General features: G+C 62.1%; 17 protein-coding genes and 1 tRNA gene. 8 read left to right on the top strand and 10 right to left on the bottom strand.

Annotated elements, in window-relative coordinates; all coding sequences use genetic code 11:
- Positions 1–182 precede the first annotated feature (182 nt).
- The 5 genes from HMPREF2978_RS02580 (at position 183) to HMPREF2978_RS02560 (ending at position 5,018) form a co-directional block, all read left to right on the top strand.
- On the top strand, positions 183–968 hold the full coding sequence (locus HMPREF2978_RS02580; protein ID WP_010187137.1) for a (Fe-S)-binding protein: 786 nt from the start codon (positions 183–185) through the stop codon (positions 966–968).
- A complete protein-coding gene (locus HMPREF2978_RS02575) occupies positions 968–2,473 on the top strand; it encodes a LutB/LldF family L-lactate oxidation iron-sulfur protein (protein ID WP_070443742.1) in 1,506 nt (501 codons plus the stop codon). Before HMPREF2978_RS02580 ends, HMPREF2978_RS02575 begins: the two co-directional genes overlap by 1 nt.
- On the top strand, positions 2,470–3,099 hold the full coding sequence (locus HMPREF2978_RS02570) for a LutC/YkgG family protein (protein WP_070528844.1): 630 nt from the start codon (positions 2,470–2,472) through the stop codon (positions 3,097–3,099). The genes HMPREF2978_RS02575 and HMPREF2978_RS02570 overlap by 4 nt, the downstream gene beginning before the upstream one ends.
- Positions 3,100–3,203: 104 nt before the next feature.
- Positions 3,204–4,805 (top strand): alpha/beta fold hydrolase, encoded by a 1,602-nt coding sequence (locus tag HMPREF2978_RS02565; RefSeq protein WP_070528847.1) that lies wholly within the window; start codon positions 3,204–3,206, stop codon positions 4,803–4,805.
- Between the two features lie 139 nt (positions 4,806–4,944).
- Positions 4,945–5,018, top strand: a tRNA-Arg gene (locus HMPREF2978_RS02560).
- Between the two features lie 205 nt (positions 5,019–5,223).
- On the opposite strand, the gene HMPREF2978_RS02555 is transcribed toward HMPREF2978_RS02560, so the two are convergent.
- The 8 genes from HMPREF2978_RS02555 to HMPREF2978_RS02520 all read right to left on the bottom strand — a co-directional run bounded on the left by HMPREF2978_RS02555 (position 5,224) and on the right by HMPREF2978_RS02520 (position 14,887).
- Positions 5,224–5,664 (bottom strand): hypothetical protein, encoded by a 441-nt coding sequence (locus HMPREF2978_RS02555; RefSeq protein WP_070529498.1) that lies wholly within the window; start codon positions 5,662–5,664, stop codon positions 5,224–5,226.
- A gap of 258 nt (positions 5,665–5,922) precedes the next feature.
- Positions 5,923–6,147, bottom strand: a complete 225-nt coding sequence (locus HMPREF2978_RS02550) for a hypothetical protein (RefSeq protein WP_246818716.1) — start codon at positions 6,145–6,147, stop codon at positions 5,923–5,925.
- A gap of 165 nt (positions 6,148–6,312) precedes the next feature.
- Positions 6,313–6,606, bottom strand: coding sequence for a molecular chaperone GrpE (locus HMPREF2978_RS02545; protein WP_070443729.1), 294 nt, complete (start codon positions 6,604–6,606; stop codon positions 6,313–6,315).
- A gap of 65 nt (positions 6,607–6,671) precedes the next feature.
- A complete protein-coding gene (locus HMPREF2978_RS02540; protein ID WP_070443726.1) occupies positions 6,672–7,181 on the bottom strand; it encodes a MarR family winged helix-turn-helix transcriptional regulator in 510 nt (169 codons plus the stop codon).
- Positions 7,182–7,205: 24 nt separating this feature from the next.
- Positions 7,206–9,791 carry an AAA family ATPase gene (locus HMPREF2978_RS02535; RefSeq protein WP_070743935.1) on the bottom strand — a complete coding sequence of 862 codons (2,586 nt, stop codon included), beginning with the start codon at positions 9,789–9,791 and terminating at the stop codon, positions 7,206–7,208.
- Between the two features lie 3 nt (positions 9,792–9,794).
- Positions 9,795–10,919 carry a metallophosphoesterase family protein gene (locus tag HMPREF2978_RS02530; RefSeq protein WP_070743933.1) on the bottom strand — a complete coding sequence of 375 codons (1,125 nt, stop codon included), beginning with the start codon at positions 10,917–10,919 and terminating at the stop codon, positions 9,795–9,797.
- A gap of 62 nt (positions 10,920–10,981) precedes the next feature.
- On the bottom strand, positions 10,982–11,815 hold the full coding sequence (locus HMPREF2978_RS02525) for an SWIM zinc finger family protein (protein WP_070684335.1): 834 nt from the start codon (positions 11,813–11,815) through the stop codon (positions 10,982–10,984).
- Positions 11,816–14,887, bottom strand: coding sequence for a DEAD/DEAH box helicase (locus HMPREF2978_RS02520; protein ID WP_070743931.1), 3,072 nt, complete (start codon positions 14,885–14,887; stop codon positions 11,816–11,818).
- Between the two features lie 243 nt (positions 14,888–15,130).
- Here HMPREF2978_RS02520 and putP point away from each other — a divergent pair, with 243 nt between their 5' ends.
- The 3 genes from putP to HMPREF2978_RS02505 all read left to right on the top strand — a co-directional run bounded on the left by putP (position 15,131) and on the right by HMPREF2978_RS02505 (position 18,050).
- Positions 15,131–16,693: a sodium/proline symporter PutP gene (putP, locus tag HMPREF2978_RS02515; RefSeq protein ID WP_070743929.1), complete on the top strand. Its 1,563-nt coding sequence runs from the start codon at positions 15,131–15,133 to the stop codon at positions 16,691–16,693.
- 324 nt (positions 16,694–17,017) lie between these two features.
- The gene (locus HMPREF2978_RS02510; protein ID WP_070528873.1) at positions 17,018–17,560 is read left to right on the top strand and encodes an HNH endonuclease family protein; all 543 of its coding nucleotides are present in this window, start codon (positions 17,018–17,020) and stop codon (positions 17,558–17,560) included.
- Positions 17,561–17,606: 46 nt separating this feature from the next.
- Positions 17,607–18,050: a DUF2269 domain-containing protein gene (locus HMPREF2978_RS02505; protein WP_070528876.1), complete on the top strand. Its 444-nt coding sequence runs from the start codon at positions 17,607–17,609 to the stop codon at positions 18,048–18,050.
- Between the two features lie 104 nt (positions 18,051–18,154).
- Here the strand turns inward: HMPREF2978_RS02505 and HMPREF2978_RS02500 are convergent, their stop codons facing one another.
- The gene (locus HMPREF2978_RS02500; protein WP_070528878.1) at positions 18,155–20,170 is read right to left on the bottom strand and encodes a DEAD/DEAH box helicase; all 2,016 of its coding nucleotides are present in this window, start codon (positions 20,168–20,170) and stop codon (positions 18,155–18,157) included.
- A 368-nt stretch (positions 20,171–20,538) separates the two neighbouring features.
- A complete protein-coding gene (hutI, locus tag HMPREF2978_RS02495) occupies positions 20,539–21,717 on the bottom strand; it encodes an imidazolonepropionase (RefSeq protein ID WP_070528880.1) in 1,179 nt (392 codons plus the stop codon).
- Between the last annotated feature and the right edge of the window lie 4 nt (positions 21,718–21,721).

Below are 21,721 nucleotides of genomic sequence, written 5' to 3'. Positions count from 1 at the left end.
GATAAAAAGCCAGGTAGGAGGGGTAATCCCGTGTCGATAATGTGAGTTTTGGGCGGTAGGCTCAAAGATACAAACTCGAAAAATGCCCAGTGCGGCTGTCCTGGTAGCGCGCATCCGAGCACAACTCCGCTGTGCACAGCACGGGACAAGCCACATGGAGGCAGATTAAGGAGCGCTCACAAATGCGAATAGCATTGTTTTCCACCTGTATCGGTGATTCACTCTTCCCCGATGCCCACAAGGCCACGGCCCTGATCCTCTCCCGCCTGGGCTACGACGTCGTCTTCCCCGAGGAACAGACTTGTTGCGGCCAGATGCACATCAACACCGGCTACCAGGAGCAGACCTTGGGCATGATCCGCACCTATGCGGACGCCTTCGCGGATCCCTCCATTGATTACGTGGTTTCTGCCTCCGGCTCCTGCGTGGGCGCCGTGCGTGAGCAGCACGAGATGATCGCTGATCGTTTCGGTACCTCCGCCGATGTGGACGGCGCCAAGAAGGCAGCCGGCAAGACCCTGGATCTGCCGGAGTTTCTTGTCGACGTCGCCGGGGTCACCAACGTCGGCGCTTTCTTCCCGCACCGCGTGACCTACCACCCCTCCTGCCACGGCCTGCGCTTCCTCAAGTTGGGTGACCGCCCCTACCAGCTCCTTAAAGAGGTCGAGGGAATCGACCTCGCCCCGCTGCCTAATGCAGAAGAATGCTGTGGTTTCGGCGGCACCTTTGCACTCAAGAACGCCGAGGTTTCCGCAGCGATGGTCGGTGATAAGACCCGCCACATCCGCGAAACCGAGGCCGAGTACGTCACCGGCGGTGACTCCTCCTGCCTGATGAACATCGGTGGCGCTTTGGCTCGCCAGCGCTCCGGTGTTCGCGCTATCCACCTGGCGGAAATCCTCGCCTCCACCAAGGAACACCCGTGGACTCCCACCTCCGCGGCCTACTCCAAGGAGAAGATGCTCTAATGACTTCCTTCCTCGACACCACCCCTCCCCGCGCCCCAGAAGGCTACGGCAACCTGCGCGGATCGAAGGCCTTCGTGCCGCTGGCTCACGTGGGTCTCAACAACGCCACCCAGCGCCGCAACCTGCACCACGCCACCACCACGATTCGTGACAAGCGCCAGCACGCCGTTGATGAAACACCGGACTGGGAGCAGCTTCGCGACGCCGGCTCTGCACTCAAGGATGATGTCGCCGTGCGCATGGGCGAACTGCTGCTCCAATTCGAAGAGCAGGTGACCAAGCGCGGAGGCATCGTCCACTGGGCACGCGACGCCAAGGAAGCCAACGAGATCATCGAGGGGCTTATCCGCGAAACCGGTGAGACCGACGTGGTCAAGATTAAGTCCATGGCTACCCAGGAAATCGCTCTCAACGAGCACCTGGAAGAGGCCGGCATCCACGCCCAGGAAACTGACCTGGCGGAGCTCATCGTCCAGCTGGGTGAGGACAAGCCTTCCCACATTCTGGTCCCGGCTATTCACCGCAACCGCGCGGAGATCCGTGACATCTTTGTCAACAAGATGCCGAATACGGATGACTCCCTCAAGGCCGAGCCGGCGGAGCTGGCCGAAGCATCCCGCCAGTTCCTGCGCGAGCAGTTCATGAAGGCTAAGGTCGCCATCTCCGGCGCCAACTTCGGTGTGGCAGAAACCGGCACCATCAACATCGTGGAGTCTGAGGGCAATGGCCGCATGTGCCTGACCCTGCCGGAGACCCTCATTACCGTGATGGGTATTGAGAAGCTGGTCCCGACTTTCCAGGACCTCGAGGTCTTCCTGCAGCTGCTGCCGCGCTCCTCCACCGCGGAGCGCATGAACCCGTACACCTCCATGTGGTCGGGCGTGACCGAAGGTGACGGCCCGCAGAACTTCCACATCGTGTTGCTGGATAACGGCCGCACCGCTGCACTGTCCTCCCCCAAGGGACACGAGGCACTCAAGTGCATTCGCTGCTCTGCCTGCCTGAACGTCTGCCCGGTCTACGAGCGCGCCGGCGGCCACGCCTATGGCTCGGTCTACCCGGGCCCGATCGGCATCTCCCTGACGCCGCAGCTGACTGGCATGAAGGACCACAACGATCCGTCGGCAAGCTTGCCCTACGCCTGCTCCCTGTGTGGCCGCTGCGATGAGGTGTGCCCGGTGCGCATCCCGCTCTCCCAGGTCATTCTGGAAAACCGCTACCAGAAGGTCACCCACGCCACCCCGCCGGTCGAGGAGAAGCTCTTCCAGGTCGTGGAGCTGGTGTGGAAGAACCCGAAGATTTGGAACCAGATCACCCACATGGTGGCGCTCGGCCGTGTCCTCGGTGGTTTCAACGGAGTCATCGACAAGCTGCCGCTGTTCATGTCTGGTTGGTCCGAGGTACGCGATACTGCCGTTCCGCCGAAGAAGTCCTTCCGCCAATGGTTCAACACCGACGAAGCTCAAGAACTCCTCGCCCAAGCCAAGAAGGAGGGCATCAAGTGACCACCGCCAAAGAGGAAATCCTCAACCGAATTTCAGCCGCCCAGAAGCAGGCCGGCCTGCCGGAGCACGTAGACATTCCGCGCGAGTACCAGAAGCAAGGCACGCTCAACGAAGATGAGCTGCGTGAGATGCTGGTGGACCGCCTCGAAGACTACAAGGCTGATGTGCACGTCACCGATGAGTCTGGACTGAACTCCACCCTTGTGGACATCCTCACCGAGCGCGGCTGCTCGAACGTCGTCTACGCACCCGGCATGGACGCTGGGCTTCTCGACGGCTTCGAGGGAACCATTACCCCGGATGACAATGCCAAGGACCCGCGCGAGCTCGACGCCGTCGATGCAGTGGTGACCGAATCCCACGTCACCTCCGCCCAGACCGGCACCATCGTGCTCGAGTCCAATGAGACCTGTGGCCGCCGCGCGCTGACCTTGGTGCCGGACCGTCACGTGTGCATCGTGCGCAAGGACCAGATTGTCTATGGCGTCCCGGAGATGGTCTCCCGCATGAACCCGGAGCGCCCGGCAACGTGGATCTCGGGCCCTTCCGCGACCTCGGATATCGAGCTCTCCCGCGTGGAGGGTGTCCACGGCCCGCGTGATCTCATTGTGGTGATTGTTAAGTAATGTGACGTTCGGGGGCACCCGCCCCTTCCGAACACTCGGCTCACATCACCCCCGGCGCATAGGATAAGGCACGTACTAATTAACGATTCTAGGAGCCTTATTCTATGCGTCTTTCTCGCGTTTTAGGTTCGGTTCTGGGCCCAGTAGCTGTTGCTGCCGGCCTGGTTGCCGTGCCCGCTGTTGCTCACGCCGACCAACCCACCATCAACTGGGGCCCGTGCCCGGAGGGGGTCACCGAGGAGCGCGCCGAGTGCGGCCACGTCACCGTGCCGAAGTACTACGACGCACCGGACAAGGGCACCATCGACGTCGGTTTCATCCGCCTCAAGGCCACCGGCGAGCGCAAGGGCAGCCTGTTTACCAACCCGGGCGGCCCGAGCGGCGATGCATACGCCTGGGTGAACAACGCGAATTGGCCAGACGAGATTGAGCAGGAGTTCGACATCATCGGCGTCCAGCCGCGCGGCCTGCGCGATTCCGGCGCGCTGAACTGCTCCATGACCGCGGCCACAGGCAATCCGCTAGAGACTCTCACGAAGGCAGGTGCCGTTACCCGCAACAACTGCGAGAAGAACACCCCGGGCTACACCGACTCCCTTACCACAGAGAACACCGCCCGCGACTGGGAGGTTGTACGCCAGGCACTCGGCGATGAACGCATTAACATCGCTGGCCTGTCCTACGGCACCTTCCTGGGGTCGACCTACGCCACTCTCTTCCCGCAGCACACCGACAAGGTGGTGCTGGATTCCGGCATGAATCCGGACATGGCCTGGAACCAGATCTTCGCATCCCAGCAGGCAGGCTACGAAAATGCCCTGCATGACTTCTTTAACTTCGTGGCGAAGAACGATGACACCTACCACGCGGGCAAGACTCCGCTGAAGGCCTACGAGCGCTGGTCTCAGATTGTCGCCGCCGAGGCCGGCGTGCGCCCCACCGTATTGCCGCCGGACGCCGAGATTGGTGATCTCCCGCCGGGCCTCGAATTCGCCGGCCAGCCGGGCGCGAATATCATGACCGCCACGGGCGAACTGCGCGTGCAGGCCGAGCACCTCGCAGGCAAGGCATCCAACCCGCAGGGCATCCAGGCTACCTCCCCCACCCTCCAGGTAACGCGCGACCAGGTAGTCCCGCGCCCAGAGGCCTGGGACGCGATGGCCAAGCACATCGGTGGCATCGAACCGCTCGACTTCAACGCAATCGAGCCGCAGGCTAGCGAAGCGGACCAGGAAGCTGCGATCCAGAGCCTGGTGAATACCCAGAGCATGCAGAACATCATCATGTGCAACGAGAACACCGCCCCGATGGATCCGACGCGCATCCCGGCCTTCCTGTGGTCCAACTACGTCACCGTTGACCCCTTCACGCTGTTTAACTCCATGTACGCCTCCGGCGTCGGCTGCGGTGGCCGCGCACCAATCACCAAGCCGGTACAGGTCAGCGGCGCGCAGCTGGCTACCAAGCCGCTGCAGATTCAGTCCACCGGCGACCCGCAGACCCCGTATGCCTTCTACCGCGGCCTGTCTGACCCGATGCAGTCCCGCGTGGTGACCGTCCACGGCCCGGGCCACGGACACTTCGCCATGGGAAACCAGGCTGTGAACCAGATTGTGGTTGATTACCTGCGCACCGGTGAGGTCCACACCGCAGATGCGCCGGGCTTCTTTGACCAGCCCCAGGCTCAGGAGCAGCCCACCCAGTAACACAGGTGCGGAGCGATGAAGGGGCGGATTACTTACCTAGCCGCCCCTTCCTCCCATCACACCCCCATCGGCGTGAGGCCAATTACTGCGCTTCAGTCTTTATAGGCTAGAATCGCATCGTTGGCATTTCGCCAGCAATGCCCTTGTAGCTCAGCGGATTAGAGCATCGGTTTCCGGTACCGAAGGTCGCAGGTTCGATCCCTGTCAGGGGCACTTTTTCATGCCTAAACCGCCCCGCACTATGCCGCGCCTCGGCCCACCGTTTCAACGACGCCACGTGTGCGGGGCCGCAACCGTGCGCATTTTGCATTCCCCCAGACCTGAAACCCGCAACCTGCCCAGGTGGGCGTCGCCCAGCGCTTGCCGACGTCTCACCACCCACCAGGAGGTTTCGGGATCGAGGTCTGGGGATATGGAACTAGCGCAAGCGCGACTCAATATCCGCGACCACTTCTTCCGGATTCTTCGCGGAGGCAATCACGCAGCTGCTGCCCTGTTCAATGCGCACAGTCGGCCCGGACACGATGTACGCCGAAGCTCCGTCGACAATGCGCGGGCCTGCGCCTTCCTTGAGCCCGGTCGCGGGACCGACGCTCGCCCCGGTGATATCGCTGAGTGGAATCCTCTTCGTGAATATGCCCAGGATGGAGACCGCAACGTCGTCGTCACTCACGACGATCTTCACCCGCATCAGAATGCAAGCCACAGTTGCGGCGAGCACCAGGGCGCCGAAGAGGATTGCCGCCCACGTGGAGTCAATCATCGTGGGAACCACCGCGGCCACGACGGCAAAGCCAACGATAATTCCCAGCCACAGGAGCGGGCCGTTGAGATAGCGAACGTAGATGCGAGAGTCCATGGAGTTCAGGCTATCGGATGAATACACTCCCTGCCTGATAGATACTCCCTTCGCGCTCACCGAGCATGTTTGTGGCAGCAGATTAAGGCCCACGGTGAGCGCGAAGGGCGCGGGCGAGAAGTGAGTGAGCGCGAAGAGAGACGGATGAAAGGTTGAGAGGGTGGCAGGTGAGAAGGATGAAGCCCCAGCAGGCAATTCTGCTGGGGCTTGAAGTCAGCTGTTTTCCCCCGCTTGGCGGCAGCGTGAGGAGCGAACCAGTTACTGGGTGATGTACTGGTTGACGATCGGCTGGGTGATATCCAAGGTGCCGTGCTCGATGTAGTACATGCCGAACATCAAGGCGCCCAGCATCACCACGGAGAGAAGCATGGAGGGAATCCACTGAACGAAGACGGATACCCAGCCGTCAGCCTTGTCACGTGCAGCTGCTTCGCGCTGCTCCTGAGCCAAAACGCGCTCGCCGATCATGTTTAGTCCTTTCACTTAGCTCCCCTAGCCAGACTGCGCTCTCATTGAAGCTGTCTTTAAAAAGCATGGGGGATGCTCGCCCTTTAACACAGAGTATCTTAGCAGTTTATGCAGAGCCGTCCGTAGTTAAACGCAGATATTTCCGCCGCTATCCGCCTTTAGTTTGACACCGACTGTGGGCTAGACCCCAGGGTCCTCGTTGTTATTGAGCGCTTCGACGAAATCTTCGCGGTCCTGGAACATGCGCTCAATATCTTCTTCCGCGCCGACGATCCACAGCTGCGAAGCGTCATCGAAAGTCAATGCACCCTCCGGATGCTGTTCAAGGGCAGTCTCAAGTGCGGTGGCTTGTTCCTCAGTGAGCTCCTCTAGGTCCTCAACGGGGCCTACCTGAGCGCTGAGCTCTGTCAATGGGGTGATGCCATACGTGGTGTACTGACGCTGCGGATGCTCAAACAGTTCTTGTCCCATCATGGTGCGGGAAAGTCACCTCCTAGTGCGTAAACGGACGGGCCCTACTCTACTCGCGCTAAGCGGAGCTAGTCGGCGTGGAGGCCCAAGCGTTCATCCGGAACGAAGCCCTCATAGCCCGGAAGGTTGCTCTCTGAGAGGACCCCCTCACAGAATCGCAGGAGTGCAGGGGCATCGGCAGGATCGAGGTGATCAAAGACCATGCGGCGTACGGACTCAACGTGCTCAGGCACCGCCGCCTCAAGGCGCTCCTGTCCGAGCTTCGTCATAACGACTTCAACACCGCGCGCATCGCCCGCGCACTTTTCTTTGCACACCAAACCCCGCTTCTCCATGCGGGTGATTTGGTGGGAGGCGCGGGAGCGGTCCCAGTCCAGTTCCGAGCACAACTCGCGCAAACGCAGCGTGTGCTCAGGTGCCTCCGAAAGCGAGACGAGGACTGCAAACTCCGCCGCAGAGATATCGCTACAGGCTAAGAGAGTTTCCTCCATGCCGCGATTAATCTTGCGAATGCTGGCCAGAATATGCCGCCAGAGGTTCTGTTCGCTTTCGGTGAGCCATCGAGTGTCCGCTGTCATGGCTCATACCCTACACGCTAGGACTTAGGAGCTTGTAAGTTTCTCCATATCTAAGTCCGTGCGCCCAGATACCCACGAGTAGCGCTGCGGCATACAGGTCAGCACAATGACCTGCGTGTTCCTTCCAGCCTTGCTAAACAACGCCGCCATGAGCTGAAGGCGCTGTGAGTCAGTGGAGCCCAAGGCGTCATCGATGATGACCGGCACCGGTTCTTCAGAGACCAGCTGCGCTATGGCAAAGCGCGTCAAGATGCTCAACTGCTCCTTGGCGCCACCGGACAGCGCGTTGAAGGCTACGGTCTCACCATTGCGGCTGCGAGCCTGGACCTTGAGCTCTTCTGAGAGTTCAAAGTCCACATCGCCACCGAAGACCGTGCGGGCCAAGCCGTTGAGCGCCGCGACAAACGGCGCGGCATAGCGCTGACGGGCGGCATCGCGATGGCGCAGCATGAGCGTGCGGAGGTAGCGCGCGGCATTCGCTCGGCGCTCGATGGCAGCGTGCCGCTCATGCGCTACTTCCAGCTCCGCGGTGGCTTTCTCCGCGTCCTCAGCCGCACCGGAGTGCATTGTGATGAGCCCATTGAGCTCGCGCATATCGCCAACCGCCGTGTTTACCGCTGACTTCAGGGAGTCCAGGTGTGTGTGCGCTCCCTGAGCTAAGTGCTCGGCAGTTTCCACGTCCACAGCAGACATCTCCTCTAAAGCCGCCTTCTCCTTCGCCAGCTCAGTCTGTGCTGCCTCAATTGCTGCAGTCACGTCGGCATCACTGAGCTGAGCACGGGCAGCCTCCACTGCTGCGGCCTTGGCATCGCGCTGCGCGGTGGCCTCCTCCGCGCGCACGGTGGCTACCTCCAATGCCACGCCTGCCTTGTTCTCACGGTAGGGAGCCACAGCGCGGTCAAGCTCATCGAGCTTCCTGCGCAGCTCCTCTTCCTCGCGCTCCACCACGTCCAACTCTCGCGGCTTCGCAGAATCCTCGGCAATCCCGGCGGCGTCCACGGCGTCCTCATTATCCTCTGCACTGGCCTCAAAACGCGCACGCAGCTCACCGAGGTCCTCCCCGCCGAGTGCGGCGGCCAGTTCGCGAGCGGCAGTGTCGAGAGCAGAGGCGAGTTCGGTGTGTTTCTCGTGAGCGGCACGGGCGGACTCAAGATCCTCGCACCCGGCATCTTCCAGTAGGCGCGCGAGCTCAGCGCGGGCCTTCTCCACGCCTTCCTCACCGGTTTCACCAGCGCCTGCTGCATAGCGGGCTGTAACCTCACCGAGCTGAAGGGTGGTGCCCTCACGCAGCTCAACTGCCAGTTCTTTGCTACTCTCCAGCGCGCGTTCCTCACCATCAACGACGACGGAGCCTTCTCCTGAAAGGTGAAGCTTGGCCGCCGCGGCAGCCCGCAGACGCTCCTGGACGGTGACCTCACGAGCCGCAGCTTCCAGATCTTGAAGGTGTGGTACGTCCGGAGTGGCAGCCAGCTCGCGGCGGCGGGAGGCCAAAGTCTCTTCCAACTTGTTCAGTGTTTCGAGGCGGGTGCCCAGGGCCTCGCGTTCAGCGCGTTGCTGGGCGCGGCGGGCGCGCTGGCGCTCCTCGCGCACGGCCTCATAGCGCTGATGAACCTCGGCGCGCTCCTCCTCTAGTTTCCTACGGGCGGCGGCTTCTTCCTTGGCCCGCTCGCGGGCTTCCATAACCGCTGCGGCGGCGCGCTCAGCAGTATCAATAGCCGCGGCATGCTCAGCAACCACAGCTTTACGGCGCTCCGCTTCCGCCTCCGCGCGCGTTACGGCCTCCGCTGCCCTCGTCACGGCCGCCTCCTGCGCTGTGACCTTCTCCTGGGCGGCCCGGGCAGCAACAAGCTCACTGTCCCGGCGCTCGCACTCTTCCGCAGCGTCCGGCAAAGCGGCTTCGGCCTCAGACTTCTTCAGCTCGGCAGCTTCATAGCGCTCCACCACTCCATCGAGTTCGCGCAATGCAGACTCGGCAGCAGCCAGCTTCTCCTTTGCATCTGACAGCGCGGCGATGGCGGCCTTAAAATCCCCCGCCGGCTTGTCCGTCTTCGCGGTGAAGTACTCCTTATACTCCGCCTCAATGCGCGTGAGCAGCTCGGAGTCTTCCGCCGCGGAACTCGCCCCGGTTTCCTCCTCCAGCGCTGCGGTCAGGGAAGGAATGCCCACTGCGGCGATGCCTTGGTGGTGCTCGTCCTGGCGGACGAAGAGGGCGTCGAGAAGCGCGCGGTCCACGTGCTCACTGAGGATGCGCTCCAACTCCCCATCCGCCTCGGCACCGGTCCACTGGCCCGGGCGTGGGGCGAAAACATGCAGCTCCGACGTGCGTTTCTTCACCCACCGCTTGCGAATGCGGAAGCGGTAAGGCCCCACGGTCGCCTCCAGCGTGACCTCAGGTCCCACATCGCGGCCTGCAGGCTGCAGCGCTCTCACCGGCTTGGAATTGGCCGTGTGCTTTTCCGTCAGCACGAAGTCAATAGCCTCCACCAGCGTGGATTTGCCGGCCTCGTTCGGCCCGCCGATAACCACCACGCCGTTCTCCGGGAGGTCTTTGACCTCTAGGTGCTCCACACCGCGGACGTTGTTCAGTTCAACAGAATGTAGCTGCATCATGGTTTAAGCTCCCATCGCGCTGAGGCGGAACAGCAGGTTGGCGGCGTCGCGGGTGGTGGGATTATCTAGGTCCTCGAGCAGCTCCGCCAGGGCATCCGCGGCATAACCGCTCAAGCTCAATTCGCTGAGCTCCTCTTCGGAGGGCGCTAGGTGCAGATCCATCGTCCTCTCGCGCGGCTTGAGGGAGGCGAAGACCTCCTCTAGCTCCGCCAAGCCCTGCTCCAAACGAGCCTGCGCGCTCAACCCCACAGTGCCACGCAGACTGTATTTCACCGCGGTGCGGATCTTCTCCGGAACGGCGTCTAGCCCCGCAAGAAAAGCCTCGACCTCCTCCAGTGAATTAACGTCCGCATCAATCGCCCGGAAGTCCCAGCGACCGACGCGGTGCTTGGCGACGTCCACCCGCGCCCCCTCAACGGTCACCACCAAGGCATTGCCCGAATCGCGCTCCCTATCGTCGAAGGCCGTGGTCTCCGGGCTGCCGGAGAACCACACCTTGCCGGTACGGCCCAAGGATTCGGTGGAGTGCGTATCCCCCAGCGCCAGATAATCAATAACGCCTTTATCCAGGCACTCCTCCACGAAGGAGAGGTCGATAGTATCTGCGTCAGAGTCCTCGCCCTCGCCCGCGCGGGACTCCACCTGGCCATGTCCCACCGCGATGCGAACCGTGCCCTCATCGGCAGGCTGCAGCGGCTCCAGCGCGCGGCGCACCAGGTCATAATTGGCCCGCTTGGACAAGTAGGGGGCGCCGACGATTTCCACGCCTGGGCGCACCTCGATGGGCTCTGAATCCGCGATGACGTGCACGTTATCCGCAAAGGAGTTGAAGAAGATGGAATCCGCCACGAGAGGATCGTGGTTGCCAGGCAGCAGGTAGACCGGCACCGGCAGGCGCTTGAACATGTCCTTGGCGCGCAGCAGCGTGGACGTGCTCAGGGAATTGTGCTCAAAAACATCACCGGCCACGACGATGAACTCGGCACCTGTCTCGGTGGCCAACTCCCCGAGCCGCAGGACCGCTGCTTCGCGGTCATCATCAAAGCGCGACTGCGCGGCGGGGCTTAAGAACCAGCGGGTCATGCCTAGCTGGAAATCTGAGGTGTGGATGAACGTGACCGCGGCCATGCAAACTCCCTACAACGTGGTCCAGGGCTGGCGCTTGAGCCTCTCCCCTGGGGTGGCAATGTCTAGTGCGTCAGATGATAGTAAAGGTCCTCGACATCGGAGACGGCCCGAAGCAAATCTATGTTCGTATGGCTGACAGACCTCATGGCCTTGCGCAGCAGTTCCGGGTCGGAATCATCGACGGCGGGAGCGGTCTTCGGCTCCGGCAAGGGCGGGAGTTCTCGCCCCTCCCAGAACAAGGCATTGCGCTCCTCGGCCGAGATTTCAGAGGCCGCGGAAGCGGAATAAGAGTCCTCCGAGGCCGCCTTGGCCTGCTCCATGACCGCTTGCTCCAGCCGCGCGAAGTCGAGGCCGCGCAAGGCGAAGATGACGGACGGGTCAGCGTCCATGCGCGCGGCCAGTCGGTCCGCCACCGCCACGACGTGCTTGCACACGTACTCCGGATCGGGGCAGGTGCACGAGAAACGGAGGTCGTCGGGGTACTCGGCGATGAGGATGTCGAGGGAGGCGTCGGCAAGCATGCCCTCCCTAGCCTTCGCCACGGAGTTGGGGGTGCGCGCGAACATCTCCGACAGCCGCCCGATGTCCTCGTTGTTGCGGTAAGGCACCTGGATGAGCACCGCGAAAGGTTCATTCTGAGAGCCCGCAACCTTGCCGTGCACAGCACCATTGCGCACGTCGAGGCCCACGACATGACCCTCGGTGGCGTACTGGCGCCCGCGGCGAATGCGGCCGGAATCCGTTTGCTGGTTGACAAAGTTGAGCAGGCGCGTGGCCGCCGGCTGCATGGTGCGCACGCGATCGACGCGGTTGACCTCCTCAGGCGTGCTCACGCGCTTGCGGGTGCCGAAGTTGGCGTAGATGACGTTGTTGTCCTCAGGACTCTTCGGTGCCATTTACTTCTCCTGCTCCCTATAGCTCATGAGATCCGCCAGCTGCTCGGGGCTCAGTTCGGTGAGCCAGCCCTCGCCCTCGCCCACGACGGCCCCGGCCAGCTGCGTCTTACCATCAAGAATGTCCTGGATGGATTCCTCCAAGGTACCGGCGGTAATCATCTTGTACACCTGCACGTTGCGCTGCTGGCCAATGCGGAAGGCGCGGTCCGTGGCCTGGTTCTCCACCGCCGGATTCCACCAGCGGTCCATGTGCACGACAATCGACGCCGCCGTGAGGTTCAAGCCTGTACCGCCGGCCTTGAGCGAGAGCAGCATGACGGGTGCGCCATCCTCGGCCTGGAATTCCTCCACCATCTGGTCGCGCCGGTTCTTGCTCACCCCGCCGTGGAGGAAGGGAATCTCACAGCCCAGCTGCTCAGACAGGTAAGGCTGGAGAACGTCACCGAAAGCCTTGTACTGAGTAAAGATCAGCACGCGCTCCTGAGATTCGATGGCTTGGTCGATGATCCGCATGAGTTCTTCAACCTTGCCGGAGCGGTGCTTGCCCTTGATGGTCACGGGACTGCCATCGGCCAAGAAGTGCGCTGGGTGGTTGCAGATCTGCTTGATGCGGGTCAGCGATGCCAAGATGAGGCCGCGGCGCGAGATGCCCTCCTTCTTCTTCGCCAGGGCCTGTTCCACATCATTGACCAGGGCCTTATAGAGGGCGGCCTGCTCATCGGTCATGCGCACGGTGATGATCTGCTCGGACTTCTCCGGCAGGTCATCGATGATATTAGGGTCCGTCTTCAGGCGGCGCAGGATAAACGGGCCGGTGAGCAGGCGCAGGCGCTCCGCCATGACATCGCTGCCTTCGCGCTCGATGGCCTTGGCAAAGTGGTTGCGGAAGAAAGAGGCCGAGCCCAGGATTCCGGGGTTGCAATAGTCCAGGATGGAGCGCATTTCTGACAGCCGGTTCTCAATCGGCGTGCCGGTCAGCGCCACGCGGTGACGTGACGGGATGGCGCGAACCGCCTTGGAGGAACGCGTCGAGGCGTTCTTGATCGCTTGAGCTTCATCGAGGACCACGCGGTCCCACTCCACCTTGCTCAAGGTCAAAAAGTCACGGCTTACCGTGCCATAGGAAGTGATGACGATATCGGCCTCCTGAGCTGAGGTAACCAATTCCTCGCCCTTCAGGCGCCCGGTGCCGTGTTGCACCATGACCTTAAAATCCGGCACGAAGCGCTTGGCCTCCCTAGCCCAGTTGCCCACCACGGAGGTCGGTGCGACGACGAGGGTGGGTTTCCACGCCTCCGCTTCCCCTTCTGTCTCATGGGCGGCCTTTTCCACCGCCAACAAAGACAGCAGCTGCAGGGTCTTGCCCAAACCCATGTCATCTGCCAGCACCGCGCCGATGTTGTTGCGGGACATCCAGTACAGCCAGTCCACACCGCGACGCTGGTACTCGCGCAGCTCGGCATGGACCGTATCGGGGATGTCCACGCGGTCGGGTGCCGTACTATCCAGCCCGCCGAGCAGCGAGGTATGCCACTCGGATCCGGTGAAGGCCACGGGGTCCTCCGCCATGGACTTCAAGGCCATCTCGCGCAGGTCTGCAAGCGTGACCGCTTCTTCTTGCTCGCCCTCGTTGAATTCCTTGCGGCGGCGCTCCACCTCGGCCACAAGTTCTTCCCAGCCGGGCTGTTCCAGCTGGCGGGCCATTTCCGCGGTCGCGGCGAGTTGCTCCAGCTCCTTCAGAGCGCGCTTGCGTGCGGTATCGGCCAACTCGCGCATGTACTGCGAGATCTTGTTCAAGGCCTGGGTATCCGCCATGACCCACTCACCGCGCAGGCGGATCAGGCCGGACTTGGAGGAGATGAGCTCTTGCATTTCGGCGTCGGTTAGCTGCGTGTCACCCACCGAAAGCTTCCAGTCATAGCTGAACAACTTCTCCATGCCGATGTGCGCCTTGGTGGCGGCATCGGCCGGATCGCGCACCTCCGTGGTTTCCAGCTTGGCCTTGGTCTCCATGTGGGACCAGGACTTGGGCAGCAGCACGGTAAAGCCGGCTTTGCGCAGGGCGGCGGCATCGTGGGTGACAAATTCCACGAGCTGCTCCGTGGTCAGGTACACATCCCAGTCACCCGCGTTCCGGCTCGCCGGCGCGGAGTTGTACTTCAGCCGCGGTGCCACGTCGAAGGCATGGCGGCGGGCTTCGCGCAGCTTCTCGACGCTTCCCCGATCCAACTGCTCCTGCCGCACCGGCAGGGGTGAATTGGTCCCGGAGCGAACCAGCAGGCGGATGGGCCACGCTGCGTCTTCGACGGAGACATTCTCATTTGGTGGCTCCTCCACGAGGAACACCAGCTGGAGATCGACGGAGGTAATGGAGTCTTTCCACTCATTGAGTCCGCGCAGCAGTTGGGCGCGGCCCTTCTTCACCGGCGCGGTCTTCAGCAGCGCCTGGGCGAAGTCATGCCAGGGCGCGGCGCGCGGGGCGTCGATCTGCGGACGCAATTGGGTATAGGCAATCCAGTGCGTGAGCTCATCAGCCAAATCATCAGAGAGAGCCCGGTTATTTATGGAAAGGATGCCGGGCGCGGAGGCCAGCATCTCCGCCAGCCAGCTACGCTCACCCAAGCCAGAAGCCAGTTGCCACATGGGGTACCACTCGCCTGCTTGATAAGACAAGCGGATAGTCACGCGGCCGGCGCGTACAAAACGGTAAAGCCCGCGGTAGGCCCGGATGAGCCACAAGAGATCTGGCGCGATGGTCGCGCGCTGCTCCGGGGTGGCCGCTTGACTATCGGTGTCGAGGTATTCCAGCTTGGCCAATGTTTCCACCGCTTCATCCGGGGCGAACATAGCCATGGGCACCATGAGGGAGACATCTTTGCCCTTCGGTGTGCGCAGGGACACTCGCGCTCGGTTGCGGAAGGTCTTCTTGCTCAGGATGGAGTCCACCACATCCGGGAAGGTTCCCTCTGGGACTGCTGAGGGCATGATGATCTTGTGCCCTTCGACCTGTTCGATCCATAGACTCAGGCCGGAGACGGGCAGCCAGAGGCCATGCAGCAGGTAAGAAGCCATAGGGGCCAGTTTAGCAGCACGCCTTTTGGGGGTCAGGGTCGCAGAAAGTTCCCGAATCCTGCCCAAATAAGCAATCGTTACAGTCTCGTTATATAACGGCGTAACACCAGTAAGACCGTACATTAAGCTGTGACCAAGGTAACCAAATACTGGTCAACCAGCCAATTTTCAGTTGGGTAGGAGCATTTGCCTCGTTAGCGTGGGTGAGTCCTATTCTTTAATCTCAATCTCAAGGAGAGATCAGTGCAAGACTCCACTTGGTATGTCGTTGCGATGATCATCTACCTGCTTGCCATGGCCGCTATTGGCTTCTGGAGCTACAAGCAGACGGATGAGTATGACGACTACGTTCTCGCCGGCCGCGGCCTTCACCCGTTCGTAGCCGCCCTATCCGCCGGCGCCTCCGATATGTCCGGCTGGCTGCTCATGGGCCTGCCGGGCGCTTTGTTCCTGACCGGTATGTCCGAGCTGTGGATGGCCATCGGCCTCCTCATCGGTGCTTGGGCCAACTGGAAGTGGGTTGCGCCGCGTCTGCGCTCCTACTCCGAAATTGCCGGCAACTCTATTACCGTGCCCTCCTTCTTTGAGAACCGCCTGCACGATAAGTCGCGCCTGCTGCGCATTATCGCGGCGGCAATCATTATCTTCTTCTTCACCTTCTACGTCTCCTCCGGCATGGTGGCCGGCGGCCGCTACTTCGAGTCCAGCTTCGGCGGCGACTACATGGTCGGCATGCTCGTCGTGGCTGCCGTGACGGTCTTCTACACCTTCGTCGGCGGCTTCCTTGCGGTGTCCTACACCGATACCGTCCAGGGCCTGCTGATGTTCGCCTCTCTCATCATCGTGCCGATCATGGTGCTCTTCTCCTTGGACAACCCGGGCGAGATTTTCAGCTTCGCTGCTGAAAACCCCTATGCCACCGGTGGCGTCATTGAGAACCCCGACTACTTCTCCTTGTTCTCCGGCGTTTCCGCCGCCGTCATCATCGGTAACCTGGCCTGGGGCTTGGGTTACTTTGGCCAGCCGCACATCATCGTGCGCTTCATGGCGCTGCGCAAGCCTTCCGACGCCCGCGCGGGCCGCTTCTACGGTGTCAGCTGGATGGGAATCTCCCTCATCGGCGCTATTTTCGTCGCGCTCTCCGGCACGGTTTTCTTCACTGAGACCAGCCACTCCATTACTGACCAGGAGAACTACGAGACCATCTTCCTCGACATGGCCCAGGTTATGTTCCACCCGCTGTTTGCTGGTCTGGTCCTGACCGCCGTTCTGGCGGCCATCATGTCCACGATGTCCTCCCAGATGCTGGTGGTCTCCACCTCGCTTATTGAGGACCTCTACCTCATCTTCGCTAAGAAGAAGCCACGCCAAGAAGTTCTGATCAACCTGTCCCGCACCGCCGTTGTGGCCATTGCCGTCATCGCTGCCGTGCTGGCCATCAACCCCTCCGACTCGATTCTGGGTCTGGTTGGCTTCGCGTGGGCCGGCTTCGGTTCCGCCTTCGGCCCACTGGTGCTGCTGTCGCTGTACTGGAAGCGCCTCAACTCCACCGGCGCCGTCGCTGGCATGATCACCGGTGCCGTCGTGGCTATCGGCTGGGGCATGAGCCCGCTGGGCGATACCCTCTACGAGCTGGTACCGGGCTTCATCTCCGCTCTGCTCGTGACTGTCGGCGTTTCGCTGGCCACCAAGGCTCCGGATGAGAAGGTCACCCAGGAGTTCGAGGAGGCATCCCGCCTGGCCAAGCTCGTTGAGAAGAACGATGACTTGGACTTTGAGGAGGCCGCGGAGAAGGTTCAGAAGTAACCTTCACACTCTTTTCCCTCTTCCCGAACCCCGCTCACAGCAGTTCACACCATCTGCTGGGGCGGGGTTTCGCTTGTGATCGGCTCGGTGGCTCTACAAGGTCGCTACTCAAAAGCCTCTACTCAAATGGTATTTCTCAAAAGGTGCTTTTGCCTCGAAAACGCCGTGTGCGGGCCCCTAAAAGGTGTCTTTGCCCCCAGAGAAACCTTCTTACTAATGCCTTTTAGAAGATGCCTTGTGGCTGCCCCACCTAACCCGTTTCTGCAACCACGTGCTTCCTGCCTATACGGGAACCGCCCATACATCCCAGCAGTCTAAAAGTACATGAACCTGCGCGCGGCCTATATCGGCTTCCTCTCCATAGCCACGGTGGCCTACGGCGGCTACCACCTCCTCCCCGGCCCCGACCTGGGCGTGGCTACCGTGCCCGCGCGCGTGGAGGTCCCTGGCTACGACCGAGAAGAGTTCGGCGGCTGGGCGCCGGGTACCCGCGATAGCGTTAAAGCAACGCAGACCATCGACGGCACCCTCTACGACCCCTATGCCCGCGCACCGGCACCGGCGCGCGTGGAAGTCGACCACGTTTTTCCGCTCGCCGCCGCCTGGGATCTCGGCGCATCAGCCTGGCCGCGTGATAAGAAAATGGCCTTTGCCAACGATCCGCTCAACCTTGTTGCCACCGCCCGCAATCTCAACCAAGCCAAGTCCGATTCCTTGCCGGCAGACTGGCTTCCACCGGCTGATCGTTGCGACTACTCGCAGCGCCTTGCCGCTGTGGCGCGTAAGTATCAACTCCCGCTTCCCTCCCGCGATTATGCGGTCATGCGCCACCAATGCCGATTCGATTTCATCTCACAGCACCGTTAGACTTTCGCTGGGAAAGCCCCGTACAGAAAGGTAAAGCGCACTCCCCATGACAAGCTTGCTTATTTTCCTCCACGCCTTCGCCGCTATCTTGTTGGTCGGTACCGTGTGTATCTCCACCTCCGCCTTCCCTGCCCAGCTGGCAAAGGCTGGCGCCGGTGATGCTTCGGCTGCTGGTGCCGCCGGCATCCTCAACAAAATCACCTCGACCTATGGCTACATTTCCGCCATCGTTCCGGTCATCGGTCTGGCCGTTTTCCTCACTGACCTGGCCACTTACAAGTCCGAGGTCCAGTTCCACATCGCTCTGCTGCTTTCTGTCATCGCTTGGGTCATTCTGCTCGTCGTGGTTATCCCGAAGCAGAACCAAGCCATGGCTGCGATTGCGACCCCCGGCTCCGCGGATGTGGCCAAGCTGAAGAAGCAGCTGTCTATGTTCTCCGGCATCTTCAACCTGCTGTGGGTTATCTGCGCCATCCTGATGTACGTCTAAACTCTCCGGTTTAGGCCTCAACAGCGAAAACCTCCCAAGCTCTCATTGAGAGTTCGGGAGGTTTTCTCGTGCAGGATTAAGGCCGCTGCGGGGTTGAACGGAGCCTAGTCGCGCCAACCGCCGCGGCGCCCACCACGGTCGCGGCCATGTCCACCGCGGTCACGGTCGCGGTATCCCCCGCGCTCACCGCGTCCACCACGACCACGTCCGCCGTAACCACCACGGCCACGGTCGTCATCGTAGTTCCGACGCGGCGGGCGGCCGGTATCCTTCTGGATCTTGATGAGCTGTCCGGAGATGCGGGTGTCCTTCAGACGCTCCAGCACCGCCGGGTCCAGGTTCTTCGGCAGGTCCACCAAGGTGTGGCCCACCGCAATGGTGATGCGGCCGAAGTCCTTAGAGGACAAGCCACCCTCGTTGGCCAGCGCACCCACGATGGCGCCGGGGCGCACGTTCTGACGCTTGCCGACGTCCAGCCGGTACGTCTCAAAGTCCCCATCCGGGCGGCGCGGGCCACGGTCGCGGTCGCGGCCGCCGCGGTCACGGCCGCGGCCTTCACGATCGCGGTCACGCCCGCGGCCGTCGCGCTCAAAGCGATCGCGCTCGCGACGGTCCTTCTTGGATACCGGACGTTCCTTGAGCAGGAAGTCCGTCCCACCCTGCAGCTGCACAGCCAAAGCAGCGGCGATATCATCCATCGCCACGTTCTCCGCCGCGGAGTACTCACGCACCATGTCGCGGAAAAACTCGAACTGCTTGTCCTGCTGGGAGGCACCGATGGAAGCGAAGAACTTCTCCTTGCGCTTGGCGTTGACTTCATCCGCGGTCGGGAGATCCATCTCCTCCAAGCGGGCATTGGTCACGCGCTCGATGGAGCGCAGCATGCGGCGCTCACGCGGGGTGACGAACAGGATGGCCTCACCAGTGCGGCCAGCACGGCCGGTACGGCCGATGCGGTGCACGTAGGACTCGGTGTCGTTCGGGATGTCGTAGTTGACTACGTGGGTAATGCGGTCCACGTCGAGACCACGAGCAGCCACGTCGGTAGCCACCAAGATGTCCAGGCGGCCATCCTTGAGCTGATCGACGGTGCGCTCACGCTGCTGCTGGGCAATATCGCCGTTGATGGCGGCAGCGTTGTAGCCGGCCTCCTTGAGGCTATCGGCCACGTCCTCAGTCGCGTGTTTGGTGCGGCAGAAGACGATGATGGCGTCGTAGTCAATAACCTCGAGGATGCGGGTGAAGGCATCCATCTTGTGGCGGTGCGGGGTCAGCAGGAAGCGCTGCGTGATGTTGTCATTCGTGCGGCGCTCCGACTTCACAGTGATCTCAGCGGGGTTGTTGAGGTACTGCTTGGACAGGCGGCGAATCGAGTTCGGCATGGTGGCCGAGAAGAGTGCGACCTGCTTGTCTTCCGGGGTGTCCTCAAGAATGCGCTCGACGTCTTCCTGGAAGCCCATGTTGAGCATCTCGTCCGCCTCATCGAGGACGAGGAAGCGCAGCTGCGAGATGTCCAGGGAGCCCTTCTCCAGATGGTCGATAACACGGCCCGGGGTGCCCACGATGATTTGGGCGCCACGGCGCAGCCCAGAGAGCTGAATGCCATAAGCCTGGCCACCGTAGATAGGCAGAACTTCGATGCGGCCCAAGTGGTCGGCGAAGGACTGGAAAGAATCCGCAACCTGGAGGGCGAGCTCGCGCGTGGGCGCGAGGACCAAAGCCTGCGGGTAGCGGGCCTCGGTATCGATCTGGGAGAGAACCGGCAGCGCGAAGGCCGCGGTCTTACCCGTACCCGTCTGGGCCAGGCCGACGACGTCGCGGCCCTCCATGAGGATCGGGATGGTTTCTTCCTGAATTGGGGATGGCTTGGTAAAGCCCACCTTGGACACGGCTTCCTGAACGTCATCGGGAAGGCCGAGGTGTGCAAAACCCTGGGAGTTGTCGTTGGCTGAAGTTTCTTCAGCGCCGGTGTCCTCAGGGTTATTCGCAGCCCCGGTGTCCTGGTTCGACACCTGCGAAGCGTCCAATGCTTCGCCACCTTGCGAGTTTTCCTGAGATTCCGACTTATTGAATTCTTCCGGCTCGTTGACGCCGCCGGTGGCGTTATCGGTAATGCTCATTGCTCAAACCAGAGTACGGCACTGCGGTGAGATTAGCTATTTCTCCCCACGGCCTGCCGCTACCCCATGCTGCGCCCCAGTCTCCTTTGAGCCTCAGCCCGTTAAAACCCACACAGCAGCTCGTGAGGAGCACTCTGCAACCTTTGGATCAGCCCCCCAACCCCCGAATCCCAAGGCTCGGAGAAAGACCAAAGGCACCAAACTAAAGGCACCATTTGCGGCTTTCGAAAGATAAAACCCCAGGTTAAAGCATGCGGTTTCCTTCATAAGGTGCCCTTCAAAAGGTGCCTTTGCGGCTGGGTTTAGCCCTAGCACGCCCAACGCGCAGGCCACACGTAATCAACACGCGGGCCAGACGTGATCTGCGCCTACACCTCGCGGCCGCCGACAAAGGTCTTGAACGTCATCGGCATGCCCGGGCGGTAGGCCAGGTGGATAGCGCTCGGGGCATCGAGGACGTGCAGGTCCGCGGCAGCGCCGACCACCAGCGAGCCCTTGGCCGGGCGGCCCTTCGCGTCCTTACCCTCACCGACATCCTGGCGGCGCAGCGCGGTGGCACCACCCAGCGTGCCGGCGGCGATGGCCTCATCGAGAGTCAGGTGCTGCTGGAGCACGGCCGTGGTCACGCAGAAGTTCATCGAGGACGTGTACGAGGTGCCCGGGTTGAGGTTGGAAGCGATGGCGACGGTCGCGCCGGCATCAATAAGCTTGCGGCCAGGCGCCAGCGGCTCACGCGTGGACAGGTCGCAGGCCGGCAGCAGCGTGGCCACCGTCTCGGAGGAGGCCAGCGCCTCAACATCGGCATCACTGAGGTAGTTGACGTGATCCACGGAGGCCGCGCCCAACTCCACTGCGAGTGCTACGCCTGGACCCTCGCCGAGCTGGTTGCCGTGCACGCGCACGCCCAAGCCCCGGGCCTTGCCAGCCTCGAGCACGCGGCGCGACTGCTCCTCGTCGAATGCACCGCGCTCGCAGAAGACGTCAATCCACTGCACGTGCTCGGCCACGCCGTCGAGCATCGGGCCCACAACCTCGTCGAGGTAGGTTTCAGCCTCCGCCCCCGGCGGCACGAGGTGCGCGCCGAGGAAAGTCACGTCATCGACGTGGCGGGCCGCCACGCGAGCAGCCTCCACCTCGGATTCGGTATTAAGACCGTAGCCGGTCTTGGTCTCCAGGGTCGTTGTACCGCCTCGGCGGGCCGCTGTGATGCGCTCCACCAGGAGCTTTTCCAGGCGCTCCTCCCCCGCCGAGCGGGTCGCATCCATGGTCACGGCGATACCGCCGGCCTGGTAAGACTCGCCCGCCATGCGGGCTTCGAACTCGGCGGAGCGGTCACCGTCGAAGATCATGTGGGTATGGGAATCCACCCAGCCCGGCAGAACTGCGCGGCCGCCAAGGTCGACCTTCTCGTCCGCGGCCGGCGCCTCGGAGGCTGGGCCGATCCAGGCGATGGTGCCGTCGGTGTTGGCGATGAGTGAGGCGTCGGCAAGCGTGCCTGTCTCCGACACCGTGCGCAGCTCTGAGATTCCAGTAAACAGGGTGGACATGATC

It is taken from the genome of Corynebacterium sp. HMSC074C01, assembly GCF_001814605.1.
Lineage (GTDB): Bacteria > Actinomycetota > Actinomycetes > Mycobacteriales > Mycobacteriaceae > Corynebacterium.
The sequence above is the reverse complement of the archived record's forward strand: the minus strand, read 5'-3'. Positions and strand labels throughout refer to the sequence as shown.

Bases quoted from the DNA above. Each gene is read 5' to 3' on its own strand.
- HMPREF2978_RS02565 (WP_070528847.1), top strand. From the start codon at position 3,204: ATGCGTCTTTCTCGCGTTTTAGGTTCGGTTCTGGGCCCAGTAGCTGTT.
- hutI (WP_070528880.1), bottom strand. From the start codon at position 21,717: ATGTCCACCCTGTTTACTGGAATCTCAGAGCTGCGCACGGTGTCGGAG.
- HMPREF2978_RS02555 (WP_070529498.1), bottom strand. From the start codon at position 5,664: ATGGACTCTCGCATCTACGTTCGCTATCTCAACGGCCCGCTCCTGTGG.
- HMPREF2978_RS02535 (WP_070743935.1), bottom strand. From the start codon at position 9,791: ATGATGCAGCTACATTCTGTTGAACTGAACAACGTCCGCGGTGTGGAG.
- HMPREF2978_RS02525 (WP_070684335.1), bottom strand. From the start codon at position 11,815: ATGGCACCGAAGAGTCCTGAGGACAACAACGTCATCTACGCCAACTTC.
- HMPREF2978_RS02575 (WP_070443742.1), top strand. From the start codon at position 968: ATGACTTCCTTCCTCGACACCACCCCTCCCCGCGCCCCAGAAGGCTAC.
- HMPREF2978_RS02520 (WP_070743931.1), bottom strand. From the start codon at position 14,887: ATGGCTTCTTACCTGCTGCATGGCCTCTGGCTGCCCGTCTCCGGCCTG.
- HMPREF2978_RS02530 (WP_070743933.1), bottom strand. From the start codon at position 10,919: ATGGCCGCGGTCACGTTCATCCACACCTCAGATTTCCAGCTAGGCATG.
- HMPREF2978_RS02580 (WP_010187137.1), top strand. From the start codon at position 183: ATGCGAATAGCATTGTTTTCCACCTGTATCGGTGATTCACTCTTCCCC.
- HMPREF2978_RS02545 (WP_070443729.1), bottom strand. From the start codon at position 6,606: ATGATGGGACAAGAACTGTTTGAGCATCCGCAGCGTCAGTACACCACG.
- HMPREF2978_RS02500 (WP_070528878.1), bottom strand. From the start codon at position 20,170: ATGAGCATTACCGATAACGCCACCGGCGGCGTCAACGAGCCGGAAGAA.
- HMPREF2978_RS02510 (WP_070528873.1), top strand. From the start codon at position 17,018: ATGAACCTGCGCGCGGCCTATATCGGCTTCCTCTCCATAGCCACGGTG.
- HMPREF2978_RS02505 (WP_070528876.1), top strand. From the start codon at position 17,607: ATGACAAGCTTGCTTATTTTCCTCCACGCCTTCGCCGCTATCTTGTTG.
- HMPREF2978_RS02540 (WP_070443726.1), bottom strand. From the start codon at position 7,181: ATGACAGCGGACACTCGATGGCTCACCGAAAGCGAACAGAACCTCTGG.